This window comes from Rheinheimera muenzenbergensis (assembly GCF_036984005.1).
In the GTDB taxonomy this organism is placed as follows: domain Bacteria; phylum Pseudomonadota; class Gammaproteobacteria; order Enterobacterales; family Alteromonadaceae; genus Alishewanella; species Alishewanella muenzenbergensis.
The window spans coordinates 86,268-111,474 of the sequence record NZ_JALAAR010000014.1 but is presented as its reverse complement, the minus strand read 5'-3'; the positions used below and the strand labels follow the sequence as shown (position 1 = coordinate 111,474).

Below are 25,207 nucleotides of genomic sequence, written 5' to 3'. Positions count from 1 at the left end.
GTTATTCTGTAGGCCTTTATATACCAGCCTCTGGATCGGTCAACTGATCTGAAAAATTCTTATCTGATCGGCATTAGGAATATCCGGCTTTTTCTTTATTGTTTTACCAATTGGTAAAACACAACATCAAGGTTATGCAGCTTTAGCAGCACGTTTACGTGAGCTAAAACCTAAACCTAATAAACCCAGGCCCAATACTGCTAAAGAGGCTGGCTCAGGTACCGCGAAGATACCAGTAGCATTAAAGTCATTTTCCCGCGTTAATGTTAAACAATCGGCATTTACACACGCTGGTATTGCGTTAGGTTGAGTAGGATCGTCTAAGTTAAAATCCAGGCGGAAAGCAATAGTTGGTGGCGGTGCTAATTGGCTTAACTCATAAAACGATTTGCCGGTTTCTACATCGTTAAAAAAGTTATCAATAAAGGCGTTACCGCCACCATACCAGCCGTAATCTACTTCCATAAAGAATATTACGTTAGGTGTAAACGGTATCAATTGAGCATAATTTAAGGTTAATTCTAACACCTGCTCGCCATCATTTGCACTGCCAGGGTTTGATATATCATGGTAAAACATTTTGATAATGCCGGCGGTGTAGGTCGGAACTATACCATCGCCAAAATCAAGTTGGCCGTTATTGTCACCATCAACGGTACCATCGGGAGCAAATGGTGGCAGACCATCTACCAGCAAAGCGGTACCGGAAAACTCGTACTCGAACGTAATACGCCAATCGTTGTTATAGCCTGTTGAGTCAGTGCCAAAAATAGGAACCAATTCACCAAAAGAGCCTTGACCAACGTCATTAAAATTTAATATTTTGTTGATGTCTCCATCAAAAATCAAATCATCAGCGTCTGTAACAGCACCGGCTGCCAAACCATGGGTGTAAACCGATTCAACGGGGATATTACTCGCGCCCAATGCCTGAAACGCTGCTGTTGAGCCGTAGTCGCTGGTAATTGAAATTGGCCCCGCTTGTGCCGCAGAAGCAGTGCCAAGAATCGCTGCTGCTAATATAAACTTTTTCATGGTAACTCCTTGTTAAACTCTGTAGTCATATACAACCATTACATAAAAGCAAAGAGCGTACCAATTTTAAAACTTACTTATTATCATGAAGTTAAGCTATCGGCTTGTTCATTAAATCACCCAGTTGCAAAAAAAGCTGACACCCAAAGTAAAGGCTGAATAATCGGCAGGCCGCCTAACTTTTCACCAGTTTTTTCGCAATACGGAACATAATTCTTGGGATCAGGCCACGGTTACCAAATGGTCGCCAGGTTTTTACCAACTTATTGCGGTATGCATCAAAATGCAGGCCATAGGGCGCACACAAGATGTCGCCACGTTGCAGTATGATCTTCACAACGTAAGTGCCGGCAATACCGGCGCACAGTTTAACCGCCATAGGTGTTGACGGGCCGCGCTTTTCGGCAAAACTGACCCGGCTGGGGTCAACCAGATATTGTCTTTGCAACATCGCCGGCGACAAACCTATTAAAAACTGCACTAACTGATCGGCCTCAGTTTTGCCTTCAAAGCAAAAATATTGCTCAAAACTCATTTTGCCAGGCATAAAACATAAAAAAGCACAGCCCATCCCCAGAGGGGCAGCAGTAACGACAGGAATATTTTTTTCGTAGCATTTTTGAAACACCAGTTTCCTGGCTGACAATGCAAAAAAATCTAAGCTATCGACATAGACGTCTACACCTGCAAGAAACTGCTCAATATTGTCGGCATTAATGCCCTGCTCAAATAACTCAATTTTGCTGTCAGGATTGATATCTTTAGCAATCTGCTCCATCACAGTTATTTTATTCTGGCCGATGGTTGACATAAAGGCGCCAGCCTGGCGATTAAAATTGTGCAGCTCAAACTGATCAAAATCAGCAAGTTTAAAATGGCTGATACCAAGCCGGCTTAATGTTACAACATGTTCTGAGCCGACACCGCCTGCGCCGGCAATCGCCACACAACAGGTTTTAAGTGTTTGCTGCTCTGCTTCTGTAACCCAACCGATATTGCGCGAAAACGCCGTATTATAGTTAAACATGACTTATCCCTGATTATCATGTAGACGAGAGAAGTAAATTGGTTAAGCAATCCGTTGTTAATGCTGTCAGGACTGCTTATCACCAAAAATTTCTTTTTCAACCATATTAAGTAAATTCAGATACAAGGGTTTAAGCGTCTGCTTTAATTCGCGGGAATCTACATAATACGCAGCTCGCTGACCGTGAAACTCGATAGTGTCACCGACCTGCTTAAACTTAATGCCAACAAAAGACATGCTGCGCGCCAGCAATGGCTCCATCATGACAAAAGCATGATAGCGGCGTGTTCGGTATGACATAGCCGCAGCAGAAAGGTACAGGCAGATTGGGATATAAGGAAAACAGCGAAATTCATGTGACGAAAAGGTTTTTTCATTTAATACACCGGTTGCCGCCCCTTCATATTGGTCAACTTCTCTTTTCCGAAAACTTGAAGGCACGGCTAAACGTGAAATTTCGCAGATTTCGTGCCGTTCGAAGCGGGATGGCGCTAATGCAGGATTACCCAGAGCTGCAGAGCAATATTGTTCCAGCGGCAACAGTTCGTCATCTGCGGTAGACGTAATTAATCGCACCGTACCGGCCAGGCGTTGCGACTGTAAATGCCGGATAACACAATGTACCGCGCGGTCATCAAAGGCATCTTTTTCTATTTTGTCCGCGTTGGTTTCTTCAAAGTGCAATTCTTCGCAATAAATTTGATGGCGTAACCGGTACACCTCCATCTTTAATTGCGCAGTATCAGCCAACTGCGGCTGCAAAAAATGAGAAAAGTGCTCAGAAATATGAACGGATTCTGTTACGGCATCCTGAGTATTGTCAGCGCCGTTTTGCTTATCATCTGATTTTAATTGCATCATTCAAAATCCGTCTTATTAAAAAACCATCAATCACATGTTTCAGGCTTTAAGCTTAGCCCTAGTTGTTGCATCTGCCAGCATTTTTAGCCCTGAGTAAAGCCGTCAAACTGATATTTTCCAGCTTAAGCGCAATATTGCTGTGCCAACTTTTGCAAATTGTCACCACTAACCCTATTGATACGCCAGTCGTGTAACATCGTAGCGCCCTGTGCCTGATAAAAATCTATCGCGCTTTGATTCCAGTCCAGTACCGACCATTCTAACCGGCCACAATCGCGTTCAACGGCCAGTTTTGCCAGATAACTGAGTAACACCTTACCAATACCTTTACCACGGTACTGTGGTAAAACAAATAAATCTTCCAGATAAATGCCAGGCTTGGCTAAAAACGTTGAGTAATTATGAAAAAACAAGGCAAAACCGGCTGCCTGCTGCTGATATTCAGCAATAACGACTTCGGCATAAGGTTTAGCTCCGAATAAACTGCCGCGCAATTTTTCTTCTGTTGCGACAACCTGATCGGCGAGTTTTTCATATTCTGCCAGGCCATTAATAAAATTTAAGATGGTGGCTAAGTCCCGCTCGGTTGCCAGGCGCAGCTGTATTTGATCAGACATAAGTTCTCCGCAATAAAAAAAACGCCGCTAAACCTGATGCTTAGCGGCGTTTTTCAGTGTAGCAAGATGTTTAAGCCGCGTCTGCAGGCTTTACTGCCATTGCCTCTAAGCTGCCTGGCGCAAAGCTGTCTACGCTAATAGCACTAAAGCGCAGGGTATTCATCTTAACCAGTTGCTCTGCTTCTGACGCCGTGATTACAGCGGCATTTTTTGCCAGTTCAATGGTTTGCAATAATGGCAGCTTGCGTGGCAGTTTGCCGTCGCGTTGCGCCTGATAAATCTTTTTCATCAGTGGCTGCGCAGTATGCATAGCAACAAAAGCGCTTTCCATTAAACCGGTAGGGTCGTTTTCGCCTTCACCTATAAAACACAGGTGGGTTAAGCGATCACGCACTACACCGGGTTTTGACAGCGCCTCACAAATTTGAATCGCCACATCATCATTTGGCAACTTGTAACCAATGCCAAACGGGAATACCAGCGTTTTCAGTAACCGTGCCACTACCCGGCTTGGGAAGTTAGCGAAGAAACCATCAAAGGCGCGGCCAATTTCAAACAGCGAGCGCTGCAAGCTGTAATGTACAAAGGGCAGATCGCACTGTTGGCGGCCATTGTCTTCATAAAACTTCAGCACGGCTGAAGCAATATATAACTGGCTTAATACATCACCTAAACGGGCTGACAGCATTTCACGGCGTTTTAGCTCGCCACCTAATATCAGCATTGAAAAATCCGCACTTAACGCTAATGCCCGGCTCATGCGACTTAACTGCTTGTAATATCTGGCGGTTTCACCTGACACTGGTGCACTGTTAAACACACCAGCCGTTAAGCCCTGCCACAGTGCGCCAAAGGTATTACCGACAGCAAAACCAATGTGTTTCAGTAACAAGCCGTCAAACTGCTTTAAGCCCTGCTCTGCATCCGGGTTCGCTGCAGCTTCCAGCTCTGCCAGTACATAAGGATGGCAACGGGTTGCACCCTGACCAAAAATCATCAGGTTACGGGTTAATATATTCGCCCCTTCTACGGTAATAGATATAGGGATCCCCATATAACCATGCGCCAGATAGTTTTTCGGCCCCACTTGAATAGCCCGACCAGCATGAATATCAAAGGCATCGTTCATCAGGGTGCGCGACATTTCAGTCATATGGTACTTGGCAATTGCCGTGACAACACTTGGGCTTAAGTTCATATCAATGGCACCGGCGGTCATTACACGCATGGCTTCCAGGCTGTAAGTTAAACCGCCAATCCGCGCCAAAGACTCCTGTACCCCTTCAAACTTACCGATAGACATACCAAATTGCTGACGCACGTAGCCATAAGCGCCAGTCATCCGGGCAGCTAAGTGGCCGGTTGCCGTAGCCAGTGCCGGTAAACTGATCCCCCGCCCCGCTGACAAGCACTCAACCAGCATACGCCAGCCACGACCGGCGTAATCCGGCCCGCCGATTATCCAGTCCAGCGGAATAAAGACATCTTTACCGTAGGTGGTACCATTCATGAATGCCATATTCATTGGGAAATGCCGATCACCAATCTGAACACCTTTATGGCTGGTTGGAATAAGCGCACAGGTAATACCCAGCTCTTCTTTATCGCCAAGCAGTTGTTCAGGATCGTACAATTTAAACGCCAGGCCCAGCACAGTCGCTACCGGCGCCAGCGTAATATAACGCTTGTCCCAGTTCAGCCGGATCCCCAGCACTTCTTTGCCGTCATGTTCGCCTTTACACACCACACCCGTATCAGGAATACCGCCGGCATCAGAACCCGCCTCAGGTCCGGTCAGGGCAAAACATGGTACGTCGGTGCCATTCGCCAGGCTTGGCAGCCAAAAATCTTTTTGCTCCTGGGTGCCGTAGTGCATTAACAACTCACCCGGGCCTAATGAGTTAGGCACCATTATGGTCACTGCCGCGGTTAAACTGCGGGTAGCTATGCGCGACACTATGGTTGAGTTGGCAATGGCAGAAAATTCGCGGCCGCCATAAGCTTTAGGGATGATCATTGCAAAGAATCCTTCGCGCTTTACAAAATCCCAGACTTCGTTGGGTAAATCGCGCTGCTCTTGGACTATTTTGTAGTCATCAAGCATTTTCAGCAGCGTTTCTACCTGGTTGTCCATAAAAGCCTGTTCTTCGGCATTTAATTCTGCTTTAGGAAAACTATGCAGTTTTTGCCAGTCTGGCTTGCCTTTAAACAGCTCACCGTCCCACCAGACGTCGCCGGCTTCCATGGCTTCGCGCTCAGTGTCAGACAATGGCGGCAAAATTTTCTTAAATACCGTAAAAACCGGCTTAGTGATTAAGTTGCGGCGGATATCGGCCACACCGAAAATCAGCGCCAATACAACAAGCAGTATCAACAGAGCTAACATATTACCTTCCTTCACCGGCCGCTACAGGCACGGTTTGACTAAATTGAGCTATTGTGGGAACAGGTGCAGCTATAGCTGCAGATAAATAAGGCAGTAATCTTAGGATCACGCCTTCAATATCGACATTTTCGTTAAAATCAGCTTCAGCAATTTCGGCCAGCGCTTCGTTAGATGCCATGGTAAACACGACAGTGCCAAGCGAAAAATGCAGCCGCCAGAACAACTCACTGGGTGGCAAAGCCGGACAGGCTTGCTGCACCAGTAACACCAGTTTGTCCAGCACAGCGCCATAATGGTGATTAAAAAACCAACGCAGGTGTCCCTGCACATCGGTATAACCGCGGCCCAGCAGTTGTAAAAACATCCGGGTACCATTTTGATGCACTTTGTTCAGCTCTAATAACGGCTTAACAAATACCGAAAGCACCTGGCTAATGCTGTTGGGCTGCTGCGCTGCTAATAAGCGGATAAATTCCTGATCCAGCCTTGGCATCAACACTAACAAATAGCGTTGTAACACGGCCTGGATCAGTTCTTTCTTTGAACCAAAATGGTAGTTCACTGACGCCAGATTTACCTCCGCCAGACTGGTGATCTGCCGCAGCGACGTATCATTGAAGCCGGTTTCGGCAAACAAACTTTGCGCTGCATCGAGGATTTTATGTTGGGTACTTTGCTTACTTGCCATAATTACCTGTTAAACACACCTTTTAAACACCTGTTTGAAATGTACGTTTGAATCTAAAAACTGTCAAGCGACAAATCGATAACTGGTCATACCTGACTGAATTAACCCGAGGCAAATGGGTACATCAGCAGCAGTTGTTAAAAAACACTTGACAGAAAAGCACAGATGCACGAGTTTAACGGTTAAATCTTCCGCTTTATCACTTCAGGAGACGTAACGATGCAAAAATGCGCAGTTAATCATTACGGCTATTACGTCTCGCCATACTACTTATCCGAGTGGTTCAATAATTAGTTCTCCCTCTGCGTCAGGCAGAGGTTTAATCATCTCAAACTAAATTCTGTCTTTTGTCAGCGTGCTGCAGTTGCGGCTGGCTTAAGCGTGGTTTTAGCTGCGTGGCCTTTGCTTTGACGCATTTTTACTGCTTTTTAATCAGATCGCCTGTTAAGGCGGCGTTTACTATCCAGAGGAATGTGTATGTTTGTTAAAGCAAAAATGAAGCGATCCAACCTGAGTATGGCGATATTACTGGCCACCACCGGTTATAACCTGCAAGCGGCTGAACAAGCTGCTGCCGAACAGGAAAAAATTGAGAAAATTCAGATCACCGGTTCACGCTTAAAAGGCGTGGATATGGAAGGCGCTAACCCGGTACAGATTTTTGACCGTGATGATTTAACCTCACGCGGTTACAACACACTAAGTGATTTTCTGCGTGATTTACCACAGGCATCCAGTGCCGGCACCTTTACTGAAAATGGCGGTGTGGGTGGCGCCGATGGCAGTCCGGCTGGGTCAGCCGGCGTGAGCTTGCGCGGCCTTGGCAGTAGCTCTACCCTGGTGCTGGTTAACGGGCGGCGGGTAGCGGTAGACTCTTTCAGCAATGGATTTGACTCTTTTGTTAACGTTAATACGATCCCCATGTCTGCGCTGGAGCGGGTTGAAGTCCTGACCGACGGTGCCTCGTCGGTATACGGCTCAGACGCTATCGCCGGTGTTATCAATTTTATTTTGCGCAAAGATGTCGAGGGTCACGAAATTTCCGCCTCTTATGGCGACGACACTGCCAGCAGCAACTTTGGCCGCACCAACCTGACCTATGTTGGTGGCTTTAATACCGCTAACAGCAATACCACTGTGGTAGTTGATTACTTTGACCGTAAGGCGCTGTTTAACAGCGAGCGTCCGATCACCGTTACCCTAAACTCCAGCACCCGCGTCAGTATTGATGGCAGCGACTATGCCGAGCCCTGGTGTGAAGGCAATACCAGCAATGGTGGTAGCCGCTGCCGCTATGACTACGTAACACAACGTGCAATTCAACCTGATACCACCGCTTTGGGTGCCACTGTGCACCACTTGTATCAACTGGGCGGCGGCAAGGAATTTTTTGCCGAAGCCATGTATCAACACAATACCGGTTCTGCCTATGATTCAGCCGCAGCCTTTGATGTCAGAGTCGCAGGCAACTCGCCATTGGTACCACAATGGGCCCGCGATATTGATGCTGAAGATGGCGCTGTCAATCAAATACGGGTTCGTTCACGTTTTGCTGAAACCCGGGTTCAGGATTATGACACCACCAGTTTCCGCCTGCTGGCAGGCTTGCGTGGCGAGTTAGCGGACTGGTCATGGGAAACGGCGGCCAGCTACGGCAAAACTGAAAATGAAATTCGCCATGTCCAGGGTTATATGGGCATTGATAAAGTCAATGCAGCTATCAGCAGCGGCAGTTTTGATCCTTTCAACCTGTCCCGTGACAACAGTGCTTCTGCAATAGCGGCAGTACGTGAGCTGGCACCGCGTGTTGGTGAGTCAGAGGTCTTGTCTGTCGATGCCAACATCGCCGGCGATTTGGCACTGGAGTTACCAGCAGGCAATGTCAGTGCAGTATTTGGCGCAGAATACCGAAGCGAAGATATTTTTGATCGCCCGGCGCAAATTGCCAAAGACGGTGGTGTATTTGCTTTGGGTGCCAGTGATGCTGCTGCTGATCGTAGCCAGTACGCCGCTTATGCCGAGTTTAATCTGCCACTGACAGACAGCCTGGATCTGATCGCGGCACTGCGTTATGACCACTACAGCGACTTTGGTGGTGATGTTAACCCGAAATTATCACTGCGCTACCGTGCCACCGACGATCTGATCTTACGCGCTTCCTGGAGCACCGGCTTCAGAGCACCGTCACTATCGCAGTTAGGGGCTGGTGAGTCTTTAGGCAGCGCCTATATAAACTGTGGCGCAGATCAGCCTTTTGATGCCTTATGTGGCGACTTCGGTGCCACTGCTGGTGAACTGGAGCTGGATCAGGAGACCATTGGTAATCGCGGTTTAGATGCTGAGAACTCGGAAGCGGTGAACGCCGGTTTCTCCTGGAATCTGACGGATAATCTGCAAATTACTGCAGATTACTGGCGCTATGAGCACACTGATATTGTCGATGTAGATGCCAATACCACACTTAAAGCTTGTATTGCTGGTAGTGCCCCTGTCACCAGCAGCATAGCGGCGCTGAACGGCGAATTTGGTTGTGTGTTAGATAGCGGCAATGATTTAGTGTTTTTGCGTACCGGTTTCTTTAACGTAGGTAGCCAGGAAACCGATGGTATTGATGTAAAAATTAATTACAGCATAGACATGAACAACTTTGGTAGCGTTAAACTGTTCGCCGCAGGCACTAAGACATTTAGTTATCAACGCCAGATCACCCCGGATAGCGCCAAAGAAGACTTACTGGGTAAGCTAAGTGGTGCCAACGAAATTGCCCGGCCAGATCTTGTAGCCGATTTTGGCGCAGATTGGCAACGCAATAACTGGCGTGCCAGCCTGTCCGGACACTACATTAGTGAGCTGGGTGATGGCGATTTTAAATTTGGCGGAAATGAAACCGTTGATGCCTGGCTGATTTTTAGCGGCAGTCTGGGTTACGACATTACCGAACAGCAATCTCTGCAGTTTTCGGTGCGCAATCTGACCGATAAAAAACCACCTTATGCGTCCTCACCAACCAATGGTTACGCCAGCTCAGTTCACGACTGGATCGGCCGTTTATGGACAGTACGTTACACTATCCGCTTCTGATAACCCCTTAATGCAAGCAAGGCCAGAATTTTTCTGGCCTTTTTTGTTCTGTATCATTGGTAATGTCTGTTAAGCCGCATAAACTAATTACAATTATCGTCTCAGGAGCACCTTGGTTGTCTGTATTAAAAATTAAACCAGAAGAACTGAAACTGGGTTATGCCGTGAAGCTACCCGGCAGCTGGATGAAGCATCCGTTTTTGTCCGGCAATATGATCATAGAAACCAGCCAGCAACTGCAAATTATCCGCTCGTTGAATTTAGACTATGTATTGTTTTACCCTGACAAAAGTAAAAAGGTAGCGCAACCGCCTGAGTTGTCCGACGATGAGCAGGCCAGTTTTAATATGGCCGCCAGTGAAGCCCAACTAAAACTGCAACAGGAAAAAATGCAGCGCATTGAGCAGGCCAAAGCAAACCGTCGCGATATCCAGAAAACCGAAAAAGCCTTCGCCCAATCACTTATTCAGGTAAAAGCATTAATGGCTAAAATCAATGGCCGGCCACTTAATGCCATCGAAGACGCCGGCAGCCTGATCGGCGCCATGGCCGATGTGTTACTTGGCGCCGACTCACTGATACTACATTTAATCACATCAGCTAATAAAGAGCAGGAAGGTCTGTATTATCACGCACTGAACGTTGCCACCTTATCGATGATGCTGGCGAAAAACCTGAAACTCGATGCGGCAGACATCAAAGCCGTAGGTATGGGCGCGTTGTTTCATGATATCGGCAAAATAAAAATACCATCGCAAATTTTGCGTAAAACAACACCTTTGAGCCAACCAGAAGAAAACCTGCTGAAAATGCACACTAAATATGGTGTTGAGCTGGTCGGCTTAACCGATACCTTTCCATTACAAGCCTGGCCCATTATCGAGCAACACCATGAGTTGATTGACGGCACCGGTTATCCTAAAGGCTTAAAAGAAGCGCAAATCGACAAACTGGCCCGTATTGTTTGTGTGGTTAATGCTTTTGATAATTTGTGCCACCCACTGGATATCAGTAAAGCCCGTTCACCACACCATGCACTGTCGTATATGTACCGTAGCATGAAAGGTAAACTGCCAGAGCTGGAAATGCGTATTATGATAAAAATGATGGGGGTTTATCCGCCGGGCACTATAGTGATGCTATCTGATCAGCGTATCGGTATCGTGATGTCGGTTAACAGTGACAATCTGCTCTGCCCTAATGTCATGGTATACGATGCTGACGTCCCCAGACTGGAAGCCCCGGTACTCACGCTGGAACCTGATAAAGTTGGCATCAGTAAAGTATTAAAAATTCAATCGTTGCCGCAACAAGTTGCAGAGTATCTGAACCCCAGAGCTCAGGTGAGTTACCATTTGCAGGGCAAGCCCTGAGCCAGATAATTAAGCAGGCCGGCAATTGCCGGCCTGCTTATTACAAGGCAGACATTACTTTAGATGACGGTCAAAAAACTGCGTAATGCTTTTATGCAGATGGGTCTGTACCGGTTGGCCAAACATTGAATGTTTGCTGCCGGGATAATTCATCATATCAAACATCAAGCCTTTATCCTGTAGTTGCTTGTACAGCTTGGTGCTGTGAGTAAACAACACATTATCATCTGCCATGCCGTGATATATCAGCAAGTCACCGGTTAAGCCATCAGCATAAGGAAACACTGCACTATCACTGTACCCCTGCGCATTGGTTTCCGGGTGGCCAAGATAACGCTCGGTGTAATGCGTGTCGTACAACGCCCAATCGGTAACAGGCGCACCTGATACGCCTGCGGCAAAATAATCGCCGGCTTTAAACATCGCCATAATGGCCATGTAACCACCATAGCTGTGTCCATAAATGGCAATTTTATCTGCTGCAACATAAGGCAGGCTACGCAAGTATTCGACGCCACGAATTTGATCGCGCAGCTCTATATCACCCAGCTTTTTGTAGATTGGGTCTTCAAACGCCTTACCACGGTTATAAGAGCCACGGTTGTCTAACTGAAATACCAGATAGCCCTGTTGCACCAGATAATGTAAATACAGATCGCGCGGGCTCCAGCTATTTGTTACGCGCTGTGCGTGCGGGCCGCCATAGACACTGACGATCACCGGGTATTTTTTTCCCTCTGCAAAAGTGGCTGGGGCAAACATGCGATAATGCATGGTCTGGCCATCTTCGGCCTTTAAGGTACCAAAACGTGGAGCGTTCAGCGCACCATGAAAAGCCGTTAACGGATGGCTGCTGTTTAATTCATTGTGCTCCAGCCAGGTTAGCACCCGGCCATCTATAGCACGCAGCGCCACTTTATTCGGCGTGCTGACATTAGAGAAACTATCAATAAAACTACTGCCATCTTTGGCCAGTACCAGAGCATGGTCATATCCGGCTTCAGTTAAGCGCTTAATGTCGCCATCTTTTAAACTGACCTGATACAGATGACGTTCCAGCGGCGTATCTTTACGGCCGGTAAAATACACCATGCCAAGCTTTTCGTTTACCGCATCCAGTTCATCAATCACCCAGGCACCAGAGGTCAGTTGACGTAATAATTTGCCATCAAAGTCAAAGTAATACAGATGTTTATAACCATCGCGCTCTGAAGCCCAGATAAAGCCTTGCTGGTTATCCAGAAAATGTAAATCATCGTGCAGGTTAAGCCAGGTGTTGCTGGTCTCACTTAGTAACACCTTTTGCTGATTGTTGTGTAAATCGACCAGACGTAACTCTAACAGCTGTTGGCTGCGATTTTGCCACTGATAACTCAGGTACTGTGAGCTTTTACTCCATTCTACCCGTGGTAAATAGATATCGTCGTCATCACCATGCGATATCCAGTTAACACTACCATCTTGCAGCGTAACAACCCCCAACTGAATTTTCGCATTAGCGGTGCCGGTATAAGGATAACGCTGATTAAACAGCTTAATTTCGTCGGCATAAATTTCGTTGCGCACGACTTCTGCCACACCGCTCTCATCGGTACGGGTAAAAGCAATTTTGCTGTCATCCGGCGCCCACCAATACCCCGTCATACGCCCCATTTCTTCCTGGGCAACAAATTCGGCCATACCGTTTTTAATATCACCGCCGCCATCGAAAGTTAATTGCATTTCTTTGCCACTGGCGATATCCAACACAAACAGATTTTGCGCACGAATAAAAGCCACATAACGGCCAGTGGGCGATATCGTTGCGTCGGTTTCAAACTCACTGGTATTGGTTAGCTTTTTGGCCGTTTTATCTTTTAGCTGGTAATAATATAAATCACCGTTTAATGGGAACAACAACGCATCGCTGTTTTTCGACCAGCTGTAGCTGATAATGCCAGACGCGAACAACCGCATGCGCTCACGGCGGGCTTTCTCTTCATCAGACAGTACTTCAGCTCCGCTTATCAGGGTGTCGGCATCAACCAGCACACTGTGTTGGCCACTTTTAATCTGGTACTGCCACAAGTCCAGCCTGTTGGCGTCGTTAGCTTTGCCTTTTAAGTAGGTTACCCGGCTGCCATCCGGCGCCATCGTCAATGATCGGGGTGTAGTGCCACTTAGTGCCGGATCAGCAAACAGACGCTCTAATTCAAGTTGCTTCGCATCCGCCATGGTAGCCCCTCCGAGTAATAAACTGAGTGTCAGTACAAAACGTGGTAATTTAACTTGCATTGTTGTCCCTGCGACGTTGCTTTAATTATGCTTGCCGTTTGTATAATGCTTCAGCGCAAACTGCAAGAAAAAGCCGATTGCAGTATGCTTATATGCGCTAAACAGAGGAATTAACACATGAAACTGACAGAAGTTAAGCACCCGCTGGTAAAACATAAAATTGGCTTGTTGCGTGCTGCAGACATCAGCACCAAGCAATTTAGGCAGTTGGCCGCTGAACTGGGCAGCCTGCTGACATACGAAGCCACCAAAGACTTAGCCACAGAACAGGTTACAATAGACAGCTGGAGTGGCCCGGTACAAATAGAGCAAATTCAGGGCAAAAAGGTAACCATAGTGCCGATACTGCGCGCTGGCCTGGGCATGCTTGACGGTGTACTGGAGCTGTTGCCCAGTGCCCGTATCAGTGTGGTAGGAATTTACCGCGATGAACAAAGCCTGCAACCTGTGCCGTACTTTCACAAGCTCGCGTCAGACTTAGATCAGCGCCTGGCTATCGTCGTTGACCCTATGCTTGCTACCGGCGGCTCACTTATCGCCACCATCAATTTATTAAAGCAACAGGGTGCACAACATATTAAAGCCTTGGTGCTGGTAGCCGCACCTGAAGGTATAGCAGCCCTGCAACAGGCACACCCAGATGTGGAGCTGTATACCGCCGCCGTCGACCGCTGTCTGAACGAGCACGGCTATATACTGCCGGGCCTGGGTGATGCCGGCGATAAACTGTTTGGCACCAAATAACAGAAGGCCCTTGTCTGAGTTGGCAAAGCATGGCACTTTAACGCCGTTTTAACCTTGTAGGAGAGTGCTTTGCAGTTAGTACCCTGGTGTTATCATACGCCGCTCGGTTTTACCCTGCGCGGTTACCGCAGCGAAGCCAGCGGCAAGCCAGTGCTGCATATGTTGCATGGTAATGGTTTTTGCAGCCGCATGTACCAACCGATGTTGCAGCTACTAGCAGAAGATTTTGATTTATTTTTATCTGACGCCCAGGGGCACGGTGACAGTGACCATGGCGGTCCTTTTGTTGGCTGGAATAAAAGTGCCGAACTGGCCAGTGCAGCCTGGCAGGCCCATCAGGCACTGTATCCAGGTGTCGCGGTATTCGCTGTTGGCCACAGTTTTGGTGGTGTGTTAACTGCTTTAATTCATACCAGTGCGGCAAGCCCGTTTAACGGCGCAATCTTACTCGACCCGGTGCTTTTTACCCCCACTATGCTAACGCTAATGAGCACCCTCAATGGCGTGCGGCTGTATCACAAAAACCCGCTGGCCAAAGCAGCTCTGCGCCGGCGCCAGCACTGGCCAGACCGTGACACTGCCGCAAGTTATCTGACCAACCGCGGTATGTTTGCTAACTGGCACGCCGATGCACTGGCAGCGTATATCGAGCATGCGTTAAAACCGACTGAACACGGCTTAAGTTTAAAGTGTCTGCCACAACGTGAAGCAGAGATTTTTGCCTCTTATCCGGATAAACTCTGGCAACAGCTGGCTACTCCCTGCCCGCCGGTGCATGTGATTTACGGAGATAAAAGCTATGACTTTATCGTCAAAGCGCTGGCAAAATGGCAGAAACGTAATCCCGCCGTCAGTGTCGAACCGTTCAGTGGCGGCCACTGTTTTATGCAGGAGGCGCCCAATCAAGCCGCAGCCGTCATAAAACAAGCGATTAAACGCCTGACTGCCGGCGACAAATAGCAGTTAATGCCGATGCTGAAATCCGATATAATAGCGAAAACCTTTACCAGGGGATCCAGATGAAAAAGCGCTTGCTCATTAGCACAGCCCTGCTACTGTCAGCCTGTAGTCAGTTACCGTCAGACCGACAAACCGCTGAAACCCAACTTATACCACCTGCCCGAACGGAAGTTCCGGCCGTAGCTGAAGACGTCGTGGTAGAAGATTCTGCTGTTGCCCAGGCTGTTGCGACAGACTTTGAACATATTTTTATCGATAGCGATATGAGCTTTAGTGGTACTTTGCCGTGCGCAGACTGCCCCGGCATTCATTACCACATTAATTTGTATCGTGATGGCCGCTTTGAAGCACGCCAGGAGTATCTGGAGCGCAGTAAAGTTGAAATCGTCAAAGGTGTCTGGTTACTTGAAAAGCGTAATCTGCACCTTGTAAACCAGCAGCAAACCCTGCCGGCGTTTCATTTTTTATCGAATAATCAACTGACTATGCTGGATTTAAGCGGAAAGCCCGTGTCCAGTAATCTGAATTATCAGCTGCAACGCGAAAGCGAATTTAAAAAGCTTGATACGCGTCAGGCTATGTTAGGTCTGTACCAGTTGCAGGATAACCTGGCTACTTTTACCAGTTGCCGCACTGGCGATACGCTGAATGTGGCCAATACACAGTTTCATTTACCGGTAATGCGCCAATATCAGCAGGACGAGCGCTATAAAGGTAAAGCGGTTATTGCCACCTTGCAGGGACGTCGCGGTCAGGATGAGCAGCAACAGATGTTATTTATCGATAAATTTGAGCAATTCTGGCCCGGTGCTATCTGCCCGGATCAAAATACTCCAGGCAAAATACAAGGCATTGTCTGGCGCGCCGAAAAGCTGACCGATCGTTACATCCCGCAACAGCTCAATGTGCGGGTAATTTTCGATCAAAACGAACGGTTATACGGTTTTGCCGGCTGTAATAACTTTAACGGTAACTATAAACAACGTTCAAACCAGCTTAGCGTCCAGCCGCTTATCAGCACGCGTAAATTTTGTGCCGAAAGCAGCGAGCTTGAACAACAATTTACCCGTTCATTGCAATCTGCCGACAGAGCCGAAGTTAACGGCGACAAATTACAACTGTTTAAAAATAACCAGTTAATTTTGCAATTTACCCCGGCAGTTAACTAACGCTGGCATTGCTGCAGCCATAAAAAAAGCCACCCTGAGGTGGCTTTTTTATTAGCAACTTAAATTAAGCAGCTAAGGCTTGTTTCGCTTTGCTCACTAAAGCAGTGAACGCTGCTTTGTCGAATACGGCGATGTCAGCTAATATCTTACGGTCGATTTCTACTGAGGCTTTTTTCAGGCCATCAATGAAACGGCTGTATGATAAACCGTTCATACGTGACGCAGCGTTGATACGCGCGATCCACAGTTGACGGAACTGACGCTTACGTTGACGACGGTCACGGTAAGCATATTGGCCGGCTTTAATTACAGCCTGGAAAGCAACACGATAAACACGACTGCGGGCACCGTAGTAACCTTTAGCCTGGTTTAATACCTTCTTATGGCGCGCGCGCGCCGTTACACCACGTTTAACTCTTGGCATGTCAGACTCCTAATTAATTATGCGTAAGGCATGCAACGGACTAAGCCGGCGATGTCTACTTTAGCGACTAAGGTTTTTGGACCTAACTGACGCTTACGCTTAGAGGTCTTCTTCGTCAGGATGTGGCGAAGGTGTGATTGCTTACGTTTAAAGCTACCAGAAGCCGTTTTTTTGAAACGCTTCGCAGCACCTTTATTGGTTTTCATCTTTGGCATAGTTAAAAACTCGCATTGTTAAGTTACAACGAATAATAAGGCGTCAACCCCACCCGTTACCGTGTAGGGTTACACTTGAAAGCACTTATTACTTCTTATTTGGGGCCAGCATCATGATCATCTGGCGACCTTCCACCCGTGAAGGGAAAGATTCGCACACAGCAATGTCAGCTAAATCTTCTTTAATCCGATTTAACATCTCAATGCCTATCTCAGTATGCGCCATTTCACGACCACGATAGCGCAGCGTTACTTTAGCTTTGTCACCCTCTTCAATGAAGCGACGCAGGTTGCGTAGTTTTACCTGGTAATCGCCTTCATCAGTTCCAGGCCGGAATTTTATTTCCTTAATCTGGATCTGTTTTTGCTTCTTCTTCTGCTCTTTAAGAGCTTTACTCTTTTCAAACAGGAACTTACCGTAGTCCATCAACTTACATACTGGCGGTTCGGCTGTCGGGCTAATTTCTACTAAATCGGCGCCGCCTTCCTCGGCCAAACGAATGGCTTCAGCAATACTTACTACACCCAGTTGCTCACCTTCAATACCAATTAACCGTACCTCTGGCAGGTTAATTTCTTCATTGATCCTGTTAGGACGGTTTGCAGGTAATGTTTTCTTTCCTACTTTAATAGTATGTTCCTCCGAAAATTATTCTTTTACGCTTAATTAAGCTCAAACCCGGTTATTAATTTCTGTTGTCAGCTTTTCTACAAAGGCTGCAACCGACATTTTACCCAAGTCTTCACCCTTGCGCGTTCTCAGTGCAATATCACCGGCTTCCATTTCTTTATCACCAACGACAACAAGGTAAGGAATGCGCTTAAGCGTGTGCTCGCGGATTTTAAAGCCTATCTTCTCATTTCTCAAGTCACTTATGACTCTAATACCGTGAGATTTGAAAGTTTTTACTAAATTTTGCACATATTCGGCCTGATTATCGGTAATGTTCATCACCACCACCTGAGTTGGTGCTAACCAGGCAGGGAAGAAACCGGCGTATTCTTCGATTAAAATTCCGATAAAACGCTCAATTGAACCCAAAATAGCGCGGTGGATCATCACCGGTGTTTGCTTATCACCACTTTCAGCGACGAAGGTAGCACCTAAACGGCCCGGTAAGGCAAAGTCTAGCTGAACGGTACCGCACTGCCAGGCACGGCCTAAACAGTCGTGCAGGGTAAATTCAATTTTCGGGCCGTAAAAGGCGCCTTCGCCTGGCTGTAAATCATAGGCAATATCATTGGCTTTTAATGCTTCGGTTAAGCCCTGCTCCGCTCTGTCCCACATATCATCAGTGCCGATACGCTGTGCCGGCCGGGTTGACAGTTTTACTGCGACGTTTTTAAAGCCAAAGGTGCTGTAGGTATCAAATACCATCTGGATACATTTCGTTACTTCGGCCTGCACCTGATCTTCAGTACAGAAGATATGCGCATCGTCCTGGGTAAAGCCACGCACCCGCATTAAACCGTGTAAGCCGCCTGATGGCTCGTTACGGTGGCAACAGCCAAACTCGGCCATCCGTAGCGGTAAATCGCGGTATGATTTTAAGCCCTGGTTGAATATCTGCACGTGGCCCGGGCAGTTCATCGGCTTAATGGCGTATTCACGGTGCTCAGACTGGGTAGTAAACATATTGTCGGCGTACTTTTCCCAGTGGCCGGATTTTTCCCACAACACGCGGTCCATCATTAACGGACCCTTTACTTCGTCGTAGTCGTATTCGCCCAGCTTTTCACGCACAAAGCTTTCCAGCTCGCGGAAGATGGTCCAGCCGTCGTTGTGCCAGAACACCATACCCGGCGCTTCTTCCTGCCAGTGAAATAAGCCCAGCGCCTTACCGATTTTACGGTGGTCACGCTTTTCAGCTTCTTCTAACTGCAGTAAATAGGCCGCCAGTTGCTTTTTGTCCGCCCAGGCCGTGCCATAGACACGCTGCAGCATCTTGTTTTTTGAGTCGCCACGCCAGTAAGCGCCGGCTACTTTCATAATTTTAAAGTGTTGGCAAAAGCGCATATTCGGCACATGCGGGCCGCGACACATATCAATATATTCTTCGTGATGATACAAACCCGGCTGATCGTCTTTACTGACGTTTTGCTCGAGGATTTCAAGCTTGTAGCTTTCGCCACGGGCTTTAAAGGTATCAACCGCTTCCTGCCAGCTAACCTTTTTCTTAATCACGTCGTATTCGGTTTTTGCCAGTTCAACCATGCGCTGCTCAAGCTTGGCTAAGTCATCGCTGCTAATTGGCTGGTCTAAATCAACGTCATAGTAAAAGCCATTATCAATTACCGGGCCGATGGCCATTTTTACGTTTGGCCATAGCTGCTTAATGGCATGGCCTAATAAGTGCGCGCAGGAATGGCGGATAATTTCCAGGCCGTCCTGATCTTTACTGGTAATAATGCTTAAGGTTGAATCTGTTGTGATAGGGTCACAGGCATCGACTAACTGACCATTCACCTTACCGGCGATAGTGGCTTTAGCTAAGCCAGGGCCGATGTCTTTAGCAACATCCATAACGGAAACAGCATGATCAAAAGCGCGCTGGCTGCCATCTGGCAGAGTAATAACTGGCATGATAAATCCTTATACAGTGGTGGCCCATACCAAGGGTCACATGATTAATTACCTAAATCGTTGTTGCGTGCGCCTTGCGTGTCAGTTGACACCCCTTACTAAGGGCTGTTTGGTACACAACGTGGTACACGTTTTTTCGGCTTTTACTGCAAAAAAGCAGCAATAAACCGCCCGGCATCATACAGGTAAATGACAGCTTTATACAGTACCATCGCAAATCTGCACGGGCGTTATCTCTCTGCTGTCGCTGTTCTCTTTAGCTGCGGTGTCTGTTGTTTAGTAAAAAATAATATCTTAATGACACAGCTTAATTTATCCGCGTGAAATTTCTGCTTTATCGGCCATACTTGAATTTCGGTATTAAAGGAGACAACGCATGTGGCAGGCATTAGCTGAGCATATCAATAGTGAGTTGGAATGTGGTTTTCAGATTGAGCACAAAACCCAACTGGATGGCGGCAGCATTAATCTGGCCTGGCATATAAGCGGTAGCGGCCAGCACTATTTTGTTAAGTTAAACCAACGCGAACAATTGGAGCAATTTGAAACCGAAGCCCTAAGCTTGCAAACCTTACAACAGGCGCATTGCATCCGGGTACCGCAGGTTATTTGTACTGGCCAAACCGTTGATAAGGCGTTTCTGGTGTTGGAATATTTACCGATGCAAGGCGAAAGCGTTAATGGCTGGCGTAATCTGGCACAGCAACTGGCATTGCTGCATAAACAGCATGATCAGGCGATGTATGGCTTTGACTGGGACAATATGCTTGGCAGTACCGTGCAACCGAATAAATGGCAAAGCAACTGGAGCAGCTTTTTTTCTGAGCAACGTCTGGGCTGGCAGCTGCAACTATTGCTGGAGCAAGGCTTTGGCTTTGGTAAAATTGACTATCTGGTAGAGCAATGCCGGCAGCGGCTGCAGCATTATCAACCGGCCCCCAGTTTACTGCATGGTGATTTATGGCGCGGCAATATTGGTTTTTGCTCCGACGCCCCGGCCGTGTTTGACCCAGCCTGCTATTTTGGTGACCGCGAAGCCGATATCGCTTACAGTACCTTATTTGGCCGTTTCCCGGATGCCTTTTATCAAAGTTACAATGAGCTGTATCCGCTAGACCAGGCTTTTAATGAACGCAAAGATGTTTATAATCTTTATCATGTACTTAACCATGCCTACATATTCCGTGGTGCCTATCTGGTGCAGGCGCAAGAAATGATTAAACAATTATTCTACTGATCGTTGTTAGCGCTGTGCCGGTATAACCGCAGCATTCATCCAAACAGAGATAGTTAAAGCATGATAAAGAATTCCGCCGCAGCCGCTGCCTTTATTACCGGCAGCGCAAAACGGCTTGGCCGCCAGACGGCTATTACCCTGCACAGCGCCGGCTATAACGTTATAATTCACTGCAATGTGTCACGGCAGGCCGCTGACGACCTGGCGCAGCAATTAAATGCGCAGCGTGCAAACAGTGCCGCCGTATTACAAGCCGACTTACTTGATGAACACCGCTGGGCATCTTTGGCAGATGAAGCAGTTAACTGCTTTGGCCGGCTTGACCTGCTGGTGAATAATGCCTCGAGTTTTTTTCCTACGCCGCTGGGCCAGGCAACAGTGCACCAGTGGCAGGATTTATTTGGCTCTAACGTCAAAGCGCCGTATTTTTTAAGCCAGGCATTAGCGCCGCATTTAGCTAAGCAACAGGGCGCCATTATTAATATGGTGGATATTCATGCCGACAAGCCGCTTTCGGGCCACAGTCTGTATTGTATGGCCAAAGCCGCACTTTTAATGATGACCAAATCGCTGGCGTTAGAATTAGCACCTACAATAAGAGTTAACGGTATAGCACCAGGCGCAATTTTATGGCCGCCCGAGCAATCTGTGCAGCTTAACGAGCAGGATAAAGCAGCAATTATGCGGCAGATACCGCTTAAACAGCTAGGCTCGCCAGAGGATATTGCCAATACGGTGCTATTTTTAGCGCGTTCGCCTTATATTACCGGCCAAATTCTGGCGGTAGACGGCGGTCGCAGTTTAAGTAGCACCAGCAAAGCCTGAACGATGCTGGCGTAGGAGCCACTATGAGCATTTTGCAGCAAACCATCAGCTGTCCGTTTTGCGGCCACGCAACGCACCTGAGTGTTGAAGTGACCGACGACGATCAGGACTTTATCGAAGATTGCAGCAACTGCTGCAATCCGATCCATGTCAAAGTGCATAAAGACGAACAACACCACAGCATACAGCTGTTTATTGATGCCGATGACGAGCAGTATTATTAGCCGCCGGCAGCACCAAAGCGTTCGGCCATAATCCGTTCTACCGTTTGCACTATGGTTTGCGTTTGCTGATCGAGCTCGATATTAAGCGTATCGCCCAACTGTTTAAGCCCAAGGGTGGTAATGGCCAGCGTTTCCGGGATCAGGTATAAACTAAAGCCATCGCTATAGGTTTCCCCCACCGTTAAACTGCAACCTTCTACTGCAATAAAGCCTTTGCTTAATATGTAACGCATATAATCCGGCGCCAGGGTTAAACGCATGGCACAGTTATTCGCCGTCTTGTCCAGTGCGGTTATCGTTGCCGTAGTTTGAATATGGCCAGAGACAATATGGCCGCCAAGTTCACTGCCAAAGCTTAATGAGCGCTCAAAATTAACGGCATCACCCGGCTGTATAGCGCCCAGATTAGTTTTGCTTAAAGTTTCGGCGATGACATCAAAGCAAACCCAACCGGCCGCACTGTCAAAATCCGTTACGGTTAAACAAACGCCATTAATTGCGATACTGGCGCCCCGGGCGACATCGCGCAAATAGGCCGCGCCAGGCTGCAGCGTTAACTGACGAAACGCCGCTTCGTCGCGTATTTGTGTCACTTGCGCTTTAGTCTGTACTATTCCGGTAAACATAAACCCCCAATTGTGCTACATTGCGCGCCACTACACGCTGCTGATACAACAGACCTGCATATGTTACCTTTTTCCCGCTTCGAAGCCAGAACCATCCTGAAACTTTCCGGCCCAATCGTGCTGGCGCAGCTAACCCAAACCCTGATGTATTTTGTTGATACCGTAATGGCTGGCCGCTACAGCGCGGTCGATATGGCCGCTATTGCTGTGGCATCCGGTTTATGGTTTCCGGTAGTGATGACGATGCAGGGTTTATTACTGGCGCTAACGCCGATAGTGGCGCAGTACTATGGCAGCAGACAAACCAAACCAGTTACCCACTTCACCGTACAGGCGATGTATTTAGCTATGGCGCTGGCCGCAGCACTCTTTGTACTGATGTTATATGTGCATGTCCCCATTGATCTGTTAAACATGGATGACACTCTGCGGCAAAAATCGCTCGATTATCTGTACTATGTCAGCTTTGGCCTGTTTCCGGCAGCCGGTTATATGGTGCTGCGCAGTATGTTTGAGGGCATTGGCAATACCAAAGCCAGCATGTGGATAAGCTTCGTTGGCATCCTGGTAAACATCCCGGCCAACTATGTATTTATTTACGGCAAGCTCGGCATGCCGGCGCTTGGCGGTGCCGGCTGTGGTATTGCCACCGCACTGGTGTTTGTCGCCATGTTTATCGCCATGTTGCTTTATGGCTGGTATAGCCGCAGCACAGCACATTACCGCACGCAGCCGGATAGCTACCGGGTTAACCTAAAAGACATCTGGCAGATCATCTGTATCGGCACCCCTATCGCATTTTCTATCTTCTTTGAGGTGACGTTATTTGCCTGCATACCGCTGGCCATAGTGCACCTGGGCCCTATAATGGTGGCCGGCCATCAAATTGCACAAAACTACAGTGGTATCGTATTTATGCTGCCATTATCGCTTGGTATGGCCACCACTATCCGCGTTGGCCATCTGGTAGGCCAGCAAAGCATACTGGAGCTGAAAAAAGCGGTATCGACCGCCATAGTGCTGGCCGTACTGATGTCGTTTTTAATTGCCAGTTTAACGTTTTTGCTGCGTGGCAGTATTGCCGCCCTCTACTCACCGGATCAGAGCGTTATTGCGCTGGCAGCGTCGCTGTTAATTCTGGCCTGCTTTTATCAGGTATCGGATGCGATTCAGGTGGTGTCGGCTTGCGCGCTGCGCGGTATGAAAGTGACTAAACCGGTATTTTTTATTACCTTAATTGCTTACTGGCCAATCGGCTTTGGCCTGGGTGCCGTATTGGGTTTAACCAATTGGCTGGTGGCACCTATGGGGGCTCACGGCTTCTGGATCGGTATTATCGCCGGTTTAAGCGTCGCGGCAGTATTGCTGGCCATTATCTTAAAACGCACCTTACTTAAGTTAGAACAACAGGCAGGTTAGAACATGAAGGTTTGGCTGCTCGCTCTACTGCTAATTAACCTGATTGGCTGCTCAGATAATAACGGTGATAAGGCGCTGCAAGACTATCAACAGCGTCTGGCGCGGGTGTTGCAAAGCGAAACAGTTAATTTACCGCTGCCCGCTGCACCACCATTGGCAGAGCCACGCGATATAAAACAGCCCCTACCCGATCTGCGCATCGATCTGACAGACACCTTAGCGACCCGCCGCTGCGGATTAGACACCCTTATTGGCGAGCGTAATTCCAGCCTCGGCCGGGTGTACAGTGCCAGCAAACAACTTAGCTATGAGCTGCGTTTTCTCAACCAGTTACAGCAATGCCTTAACCTAAGCTGGGACAATACCGCGCTGCAGCAGCAGTTGCAGCAGGTGTATCAGCAAAAACAACTGAGTATCACCAATGCCTTTAACAATATGCTGTTAACCGACGATACGTTGCGCAAAGAGCTGCTGGGTGTACGCAACAGTCTGGCAGTTACAGAAATTGCCGGTTTAAGCGAAACCTGGCAGGCACTGCGCGCATTAAACCAGTTGCAACAATTCATCGTCGAGCAAAACTGGCAGGCCGCCAGTCAGGTTGATATTGAACAGCAGCTGCAGCAGTTATATCGCTACAATGTGCTGGGCCGGTTGCAACACAGCCTGCGCATCAGCGCTCATCAGCTGGCGCAACTTAACCAGCAGCTGGCTGGCGTTACACCCGTTAGCCTGTGCCAACCGCAGCCAGATAAACAACAGTTGGATATTCTGGCCAATATTTTTGCTAAATATTTTATTGCCCAGGTGCAGCAATACACGGTTAATCTGGAAAAATACCAGCAACAACTCTGGCCGCTGCTTGAGGAACTGTACCGTGATACGCCGCTACAGCCGGCACTGCAACAGCGCTTTGCCGGCAATTATCAGTTAATGCGCACTGAATTGGGCCAACATGTAAGCTGGTGGCAACAGCTAAACCGGCAATGTCCTTTGCAACTTACCCGGCAACATTAACACTGCCCTGCATCGCTAAGCGGCGAAAAATACAGCAAACTCACGCTATAACCATAAAAACACTTGCCAATATAGCAGTGGCGCAATAACATAGCCGCCGTTGTTCGCCAAGCGCGCAACGCAAAGTGTGCGTCCTTAGCTCAGCTGGTTAGAGCACCACCTTGACATGGTGGGGGTCGGTGGTTCGAGTCCACTAGGACGCACCAAAAATTCTAACAAAAACGCCACCTTAAGGGTGGCGTTTTTGTTTCTGCTATCTTATGCCGCCAGCTCCTTGGCTTTATCTTGCTTTATCAGACAGGGTGATTGCAGTGCCGTATGGTGTGCCTGTGCTGCGGTATGGGCCAAGGTGCTTGGCTGCTAACAATAGGCAAAATTACAACAGCATATTTTTGCAGCATTTTTTTCACACTACCACCATCTT

The 25,207-nt window shown here is 47.9% G+C and carries 22 protein-coding genes and 1 tRNA gene; 11 read left to right on the top strand and 12 right to left on the bottom strand.

What is annotated here, in order from left to right; genetic code table 11:
- Positions 1-132 precede the first annotated feature (132 nt).
- From MN202_RS15645 to psrA, 6 genes are all read right to left on the bottom strand, one after another.
- The gene (locus MN202_RS15645) at positions 133-1,035 is read right to left on the bottom strand and encodes a PEP-CTERM sorting domain-containing protein (protein ID WP_335737073.1); all 903 of its coding nucleotides are present in this window, start codon (positions 1,033-1,035) and stop codon (positions 133-135) included.
- A gap of 175 nt (positions 1,036-1,210) precedes the next feature.
- Entirely contained in the window at positions 1,211-2,062 is an 852-nt protein-coding gene (locus MN202_RS15640; protein WP_335737072.1) for a ThiF family adenylyltransferase, read from the bottom strand.
- A 66-nt stretch (positions 2,063-2,128) separates the two neighbouring features.
- The gene (locus MN202_RS15635) at positions 2,129-2,923 is read right to left on the bottom strand and encodes a PEP-CTERM/exosortase system-associated acyltransferase (RefSeq protein ID WP_335737071.1); all 795 of its coding nucleotides are present in this window, start codon (positions 2,921-2,923) and stop codon (positions 2,129-2,131) included.
- A gap of 122 nt (positions 2,924-3,045) precedes the next feature.
- Positions 3,046-3,540, bottom strand: a complete 495-nt coding sequence (locus MN202_RS15630) for a GNAT family N-acetyltransferase (RefSeq protein WP_335737070.1) — start codon at positions 3,538-3,540, stop codon at positions 3,046-3,048.
- Positions 3,541-3,610: 70 nt separating this feature from the next.
- Complete coding sequence (locus MN202_RS15625; protein ID WP_335737069.1) at positions 3,611-5,926, bottom strand: acyl-CoA dehydrogenase; 2,316 nt, start codon at positions 5,924-5,926, stop codon at positions 3,611-3,613.
- Between the two features lies 1 nt (position 5,927).
- The gene (gene psrA, locus MN202_RS15620) at positions 5,928-6,614 is read right to left on the bottom strand and encodes a TetR family transcriptional repressor PsrA (protein WP_335737068.1); all 687 of its coding nucleotides are present in this window, start codon (positions 6,612-6,614) and stop codon (positions 5,928-5,930) included.
- Positions 6,615-7,091: 477 nt separating this feature from the next.
- Here psrA and MN202_RS15615 point away from each other — a divergent pair, with 477 nt between their 5' ends.
- Complete coding sequence (locus MN202_RS15615) at positions 7,092-9,695, top strand: TonB-dependent receptor (protein ID WP_335737067.1); 2,604 nt, start codon at positions 7,092-7,094, stop codon at positions 9,693-9,695.
- A 116-nt stretch (positions 9,696-9,811) separates the two neighbouring features.
- Positions 9,812-11,068, top strand: a complete 1,257-nt coding sequence (locus tag MN202_RS15610; protein WP_335737066.1) for an HD-GYP domain-containing protein — start codon at positions 9,812-9,814, stop codon at positions 11,066-11,068.
- A 54-nt stretch (positions 11,069-11,122) separates the two neighbouring features.
- Here the strand turns inward: MN202_RS15610 and MN202_RS15605 are convergent, their stop codons facing one another.
- Positions 11,123-13,342, bottom strand: a complete 2,220-nt coding sequence (locus MN202_RS15605) for a S9 family peptidase (protein ID WP_335737065.1) — start codon at positions 13,340-13,342, stop codon at positions 11,123-11,125.
- A 117-nt stretch (positions 13,343-13,459) separates the two neighbouring features.
- Between MN202_RS15605 and upp the strand changes: the two genes are divergently transcribed.
- From upp to MN202_RS15590, 3 genes are all read left to right on the top strand, one after another.
- Positions 13,460-14,086 (top strand): uracil phosphoribosyltransferase, encoded by a 627-nt coding sequence (upp, locus tag MN202_RS15600; RefSeq protein WP_335737064.1) that lies wholly within the window; start codon positions 13,460-13,462, stop codon positions 14,084-14,086.
- Between the two features lie 69 nt (positions 14,087-14,155).
- The gene (locus tag MN202_RS15595) at positions 14,156-15,046 is read left to right on the top strand and encodes an alpha/beta fold hydrolase (RefSeq protein ID WP_335737063.1); all 891 of its coding nucleotides are present in this window, start codon (positions 14,156-14,158) and stop codon (positions 15,044-15,046) included.
- 59 nt (positions 15,047-15,105) lie between these two features.
- Entirely contained in the window at positions 15,106-16,215 is a 1,110-nt protein-coding gene (locus tag MN202_RS15590; protein WP_335737062.1) for an META domain-containing protein, read from the top strand.
- A gap of 64 nt (positions 16,216-16,279) precedes the next feature.
- Here the strand turns inward: MN202_RS15590 and rplT are convergent, their stop codons facing one another.
- From rplT to thrS, 4 genes are all read right to left on the bottom strand, one after another.
- A complete protein-coding gene (rplT, locus tag MN202_RS15585; protein ID WP_068235207.1) occupies positions 16,280-16,639 on the bottom strand; it encodes a 50S ribosomal protein L20 in 360 nt (119 codons plus the stop codon).
- A gap of 17 nt (positions 16,640-16,656) precedes the next feature.
- Entirely contained in the window at positions 16,657-16,854 is a 198-nt protein-coding gene (gene rpmI / locus MN202_RS15580; protein WP_027672243.1) for a 50S ribosomal protein L35, read from the bottom strand.
- Between the two features lie 88 nt (positions 16,855-16,942).
- Positions 16,943-17,485, bottom strand: a complete 543-nt coding sequence (gene infC, locus MN202_RS15575) for a translation initiation factor IF-3 (protein ID WP_335737075.1) — start codon at positions 17,483-17,485, stop codon at positions 16,943-16,945.
- Positions 17,486-17,527: 42 nt separating this feature from the next.
- Positions 17,528-19,438: a threonine--tRNA ligase gene (gene thrS, locus MN202_RS15570; RefSeq protein WP_335737061.1), complete on the bottom strand. Its 1,911-nt coding sequence runs from the start codon at positions 19,436-19,438 to the stop codon at positions 17,528-17,530.
- Positions 19,439-19,814: 376 nt separating this feature from the next.
- Between thrS and MN202_RS15565 the strand changes: the two genes are divergently transcribed.
- From MN202_RS15565 to MN202_RS15555, 3 genes are read left to right on the top strand one after another with little or no spacing between them, the layout of a single operon-like run.
- Positions 19,815-20,675 carry a fructosamine kinase family protein gene (locus MN202_RS15565; RefSeq protein ID WP_335737060.1) on the top strand — a complete coding sequence of 287 codons (861 nt, stop codon included), beginning with the start codon at positions 19,815-19,817 and terminating at the stop codon, positions 20,673-20,675.
- Between the two features lie 60 nt (positions 20,676-20,735).
- Complete coding sequence (locus MN202_RS15560) at positions 20,736-21,500, top strand: pteridine reductase (RefSeq protein ID WP_335737059.1); 765 nt, start codon at positions 20,736-20,738, stop codon at positions 21,498-21,500.
- 23 nt (positions 21,501-21,523) lie between these two features.
- The gene (locus MN202_RS15555; protein WP_335737058.1) at positions 21,524-21,724 is read left to right on the top strand and encodes a CPXCG motif-containing cysteine-rich protein; all 201 of its coding nucleotides are present in this window, start codon (positions 21,524-21,526) and stop codon (positions 21,722-21,724) included.
- On the opposite strand, the gene MN202_RS15550 is transcribed toward MN202_RS15555, so the two are convergent.
- A complete protein-coding gene (locus MN202_RS15550) occupies positions 21,721-22,350 on the bottom strand; it encodes a riboflavin synthase subunit alpha (protein ID WP_335737057.1) in 630 nt (209 codons plus the stop codon). The genes MN202_RS15555 and MN202_RS15550 overlap by 4 nt on opposite strands.
- 60 nt (positions 22,351-22,410) lie before the next feature.
- On the opposite strand from MN202_RS15550, the gene MN202_RS15545 reads away from it, so the two are divergent.
- The 3 genes from MN202_RS15545 (at position 22,411) to MN202_RS15535 (ending at position 24,989) form a co-directional block, all read left to right on the top strand.
- Entirely contained in the window at positions 22,411-23,769 is a 1,359-nt protein-coding gene (locus MN202_RS15545) for an MATE family efflux transporter (protein WP_335737056.1), read from the top strand.
- A 3-nt stretch (positions 23,770-23,772) separates the two neighbouring features.
- Positions 23,773-24,783 (top strand): DUF3080 family protein, encoded by a 1,011-nt coding sequence (locus MN202_RS15540; protein ID WP_335737055.1) that lies wholly within the window; start codon positions 23,773-23,775, stop codon positions 24,781-24,783.
- Between the two features lie 129 nt (positions 24,784-24,912).
- Positions 24,913-24,989, top strand: a tRNA-Val gene (locus MN202_RS15535).
- Positions 24,990-25,207: the final 218 nt, after the last annotated feature.

Bases quoted from the DNA above. Each gene is read 5' to 3' on its own strand.
- MN202_RS15645 (WP_335737073.1), bottom strand. From the start codon at position 1,035: ATGAAAAAGTTTATATTAGCAGCAGCGATTCTTGGCACTGCTTCTGCG.
- MN202_RS15640 (WP_335737072.1), bottom strand. From the start codon at position 2,062: ATGTTTAACTATAATACGGCGTTTTCGCGCAATATCGGTTGGGTTACA.
- MN202_RS15635 (WP_335737071.1), bottom strand. From the start codon at position 2,923: ATGATGCAATTAAAATCAGATGATAAGCAAAACGGCGCTGACAATACT.
- MN202_RS15630 (WP_335737070.1), bottom strand. From the start codon at position 3,540: ATGTCTGATCAAATACAGCTGCGCCTGGCAACCGAGCGGGACTTAGCC.
- MN202_RS15625 (WP_335737069.1), bottom strand. From the start codon at position 5,926: ATGTTAGCTCTGTTGATACTGCTTGTTGTATTGGCGCTGATTTTCGGT.
- psrA (WP_335737068.1), bottom strand. From the start codon at position 6,614: ATGGCAAGTAAGCAAAGTACCCAACATAAAATCCTCGATGCAGCGCAA.
- MN202_RS15615 (WP_335737067.1), top strand. From the start codon at position 7,092: ATGTTTGTTAAAGCAAAAATGAAGCGATCCAACCTGAGTATGGCGATA.
- MN202_RS15605 (WP_335737065.1), bottom strand. From the start codon at position 13,342: ATGCAAGTTAAATTACCACGTTTTGTACTGACACTCAGTTTATTACTC.
- upp (WP_335737064.1), top strand. From the start codon at position 13,460: ATGAAACTGACAGAAGTTAAGCACCCGCTGGTAAAACATAAAATTGGC.
- MN202_RS15590 (WP_335737062.1), top strand. From the start codon at position 15,106: ATGAAAAAGCGCTTGCTCATTAGCACAGCCCTGCTACTGTCAGCCTGT.
- rplT (WP_068235207.1), bottom strand. From the start codon at position 16,639: ATGCCAAGAGTTAAACGTGGTGTAACGGCGCGCGCGCGCCATAAGAAG.
- rpmI (WP_027672243.1), bottom strand. From the start codon at position 16,854: ATGCCAAAGATGAAAACCAATAAAGGTGCTGCGAAGCGTTTCAAAAAA.
- thrS (WP_335737061.1), bottom strand. From the start codon at position 19,438: ATGCCAGTTATTACTCTGCCAGATGGCAGCCAGCGCGCTTTTGATCAT.
- MN202_RS15565 (WP_335737060.1), top strand. From the start codon at position 19,815: ATGTGGCAGGCATTAGCTGAGCATATCAATAGTGAGTTGGAATGTGGT.
- MN202_RS15560 (WP_335737059.1), top strand. From the start codon at position 20,736: ATGATAAAGAATTCCGCCGCAGCCGCTGCCTTTATTACCGGCAGCGCA.
- MN202_RS15555 (WP_335737058.1), top strand. From the start codon at position 21,524: ATGAGCATTTTGCAGCAAACCATCAGCTGTCCGTTTTGCGGCCACGCA.
- MN202_RS15550 (WP_335737057.1), bottom strand. From the start codon at position 22,350: ATGTTTACCGGAATAGTACAGACTAAAGCGCAAGTGACACAAATACGC.
- MN202_RS15545 (WP_335737056.1), top strand. From the start codon at position 22,411: ATGTTACCTTTTTCCCGCTTCGAAGCCAGAACCATCCTGAAACTTTCC.
- MN202_RS15540 (WP_335737055.1), top strand. From the start codon at position 23,773: ATGAAGGTTTGGCTGCTCGCTCTACTGCTAATTAACCTGATTGGCTGC.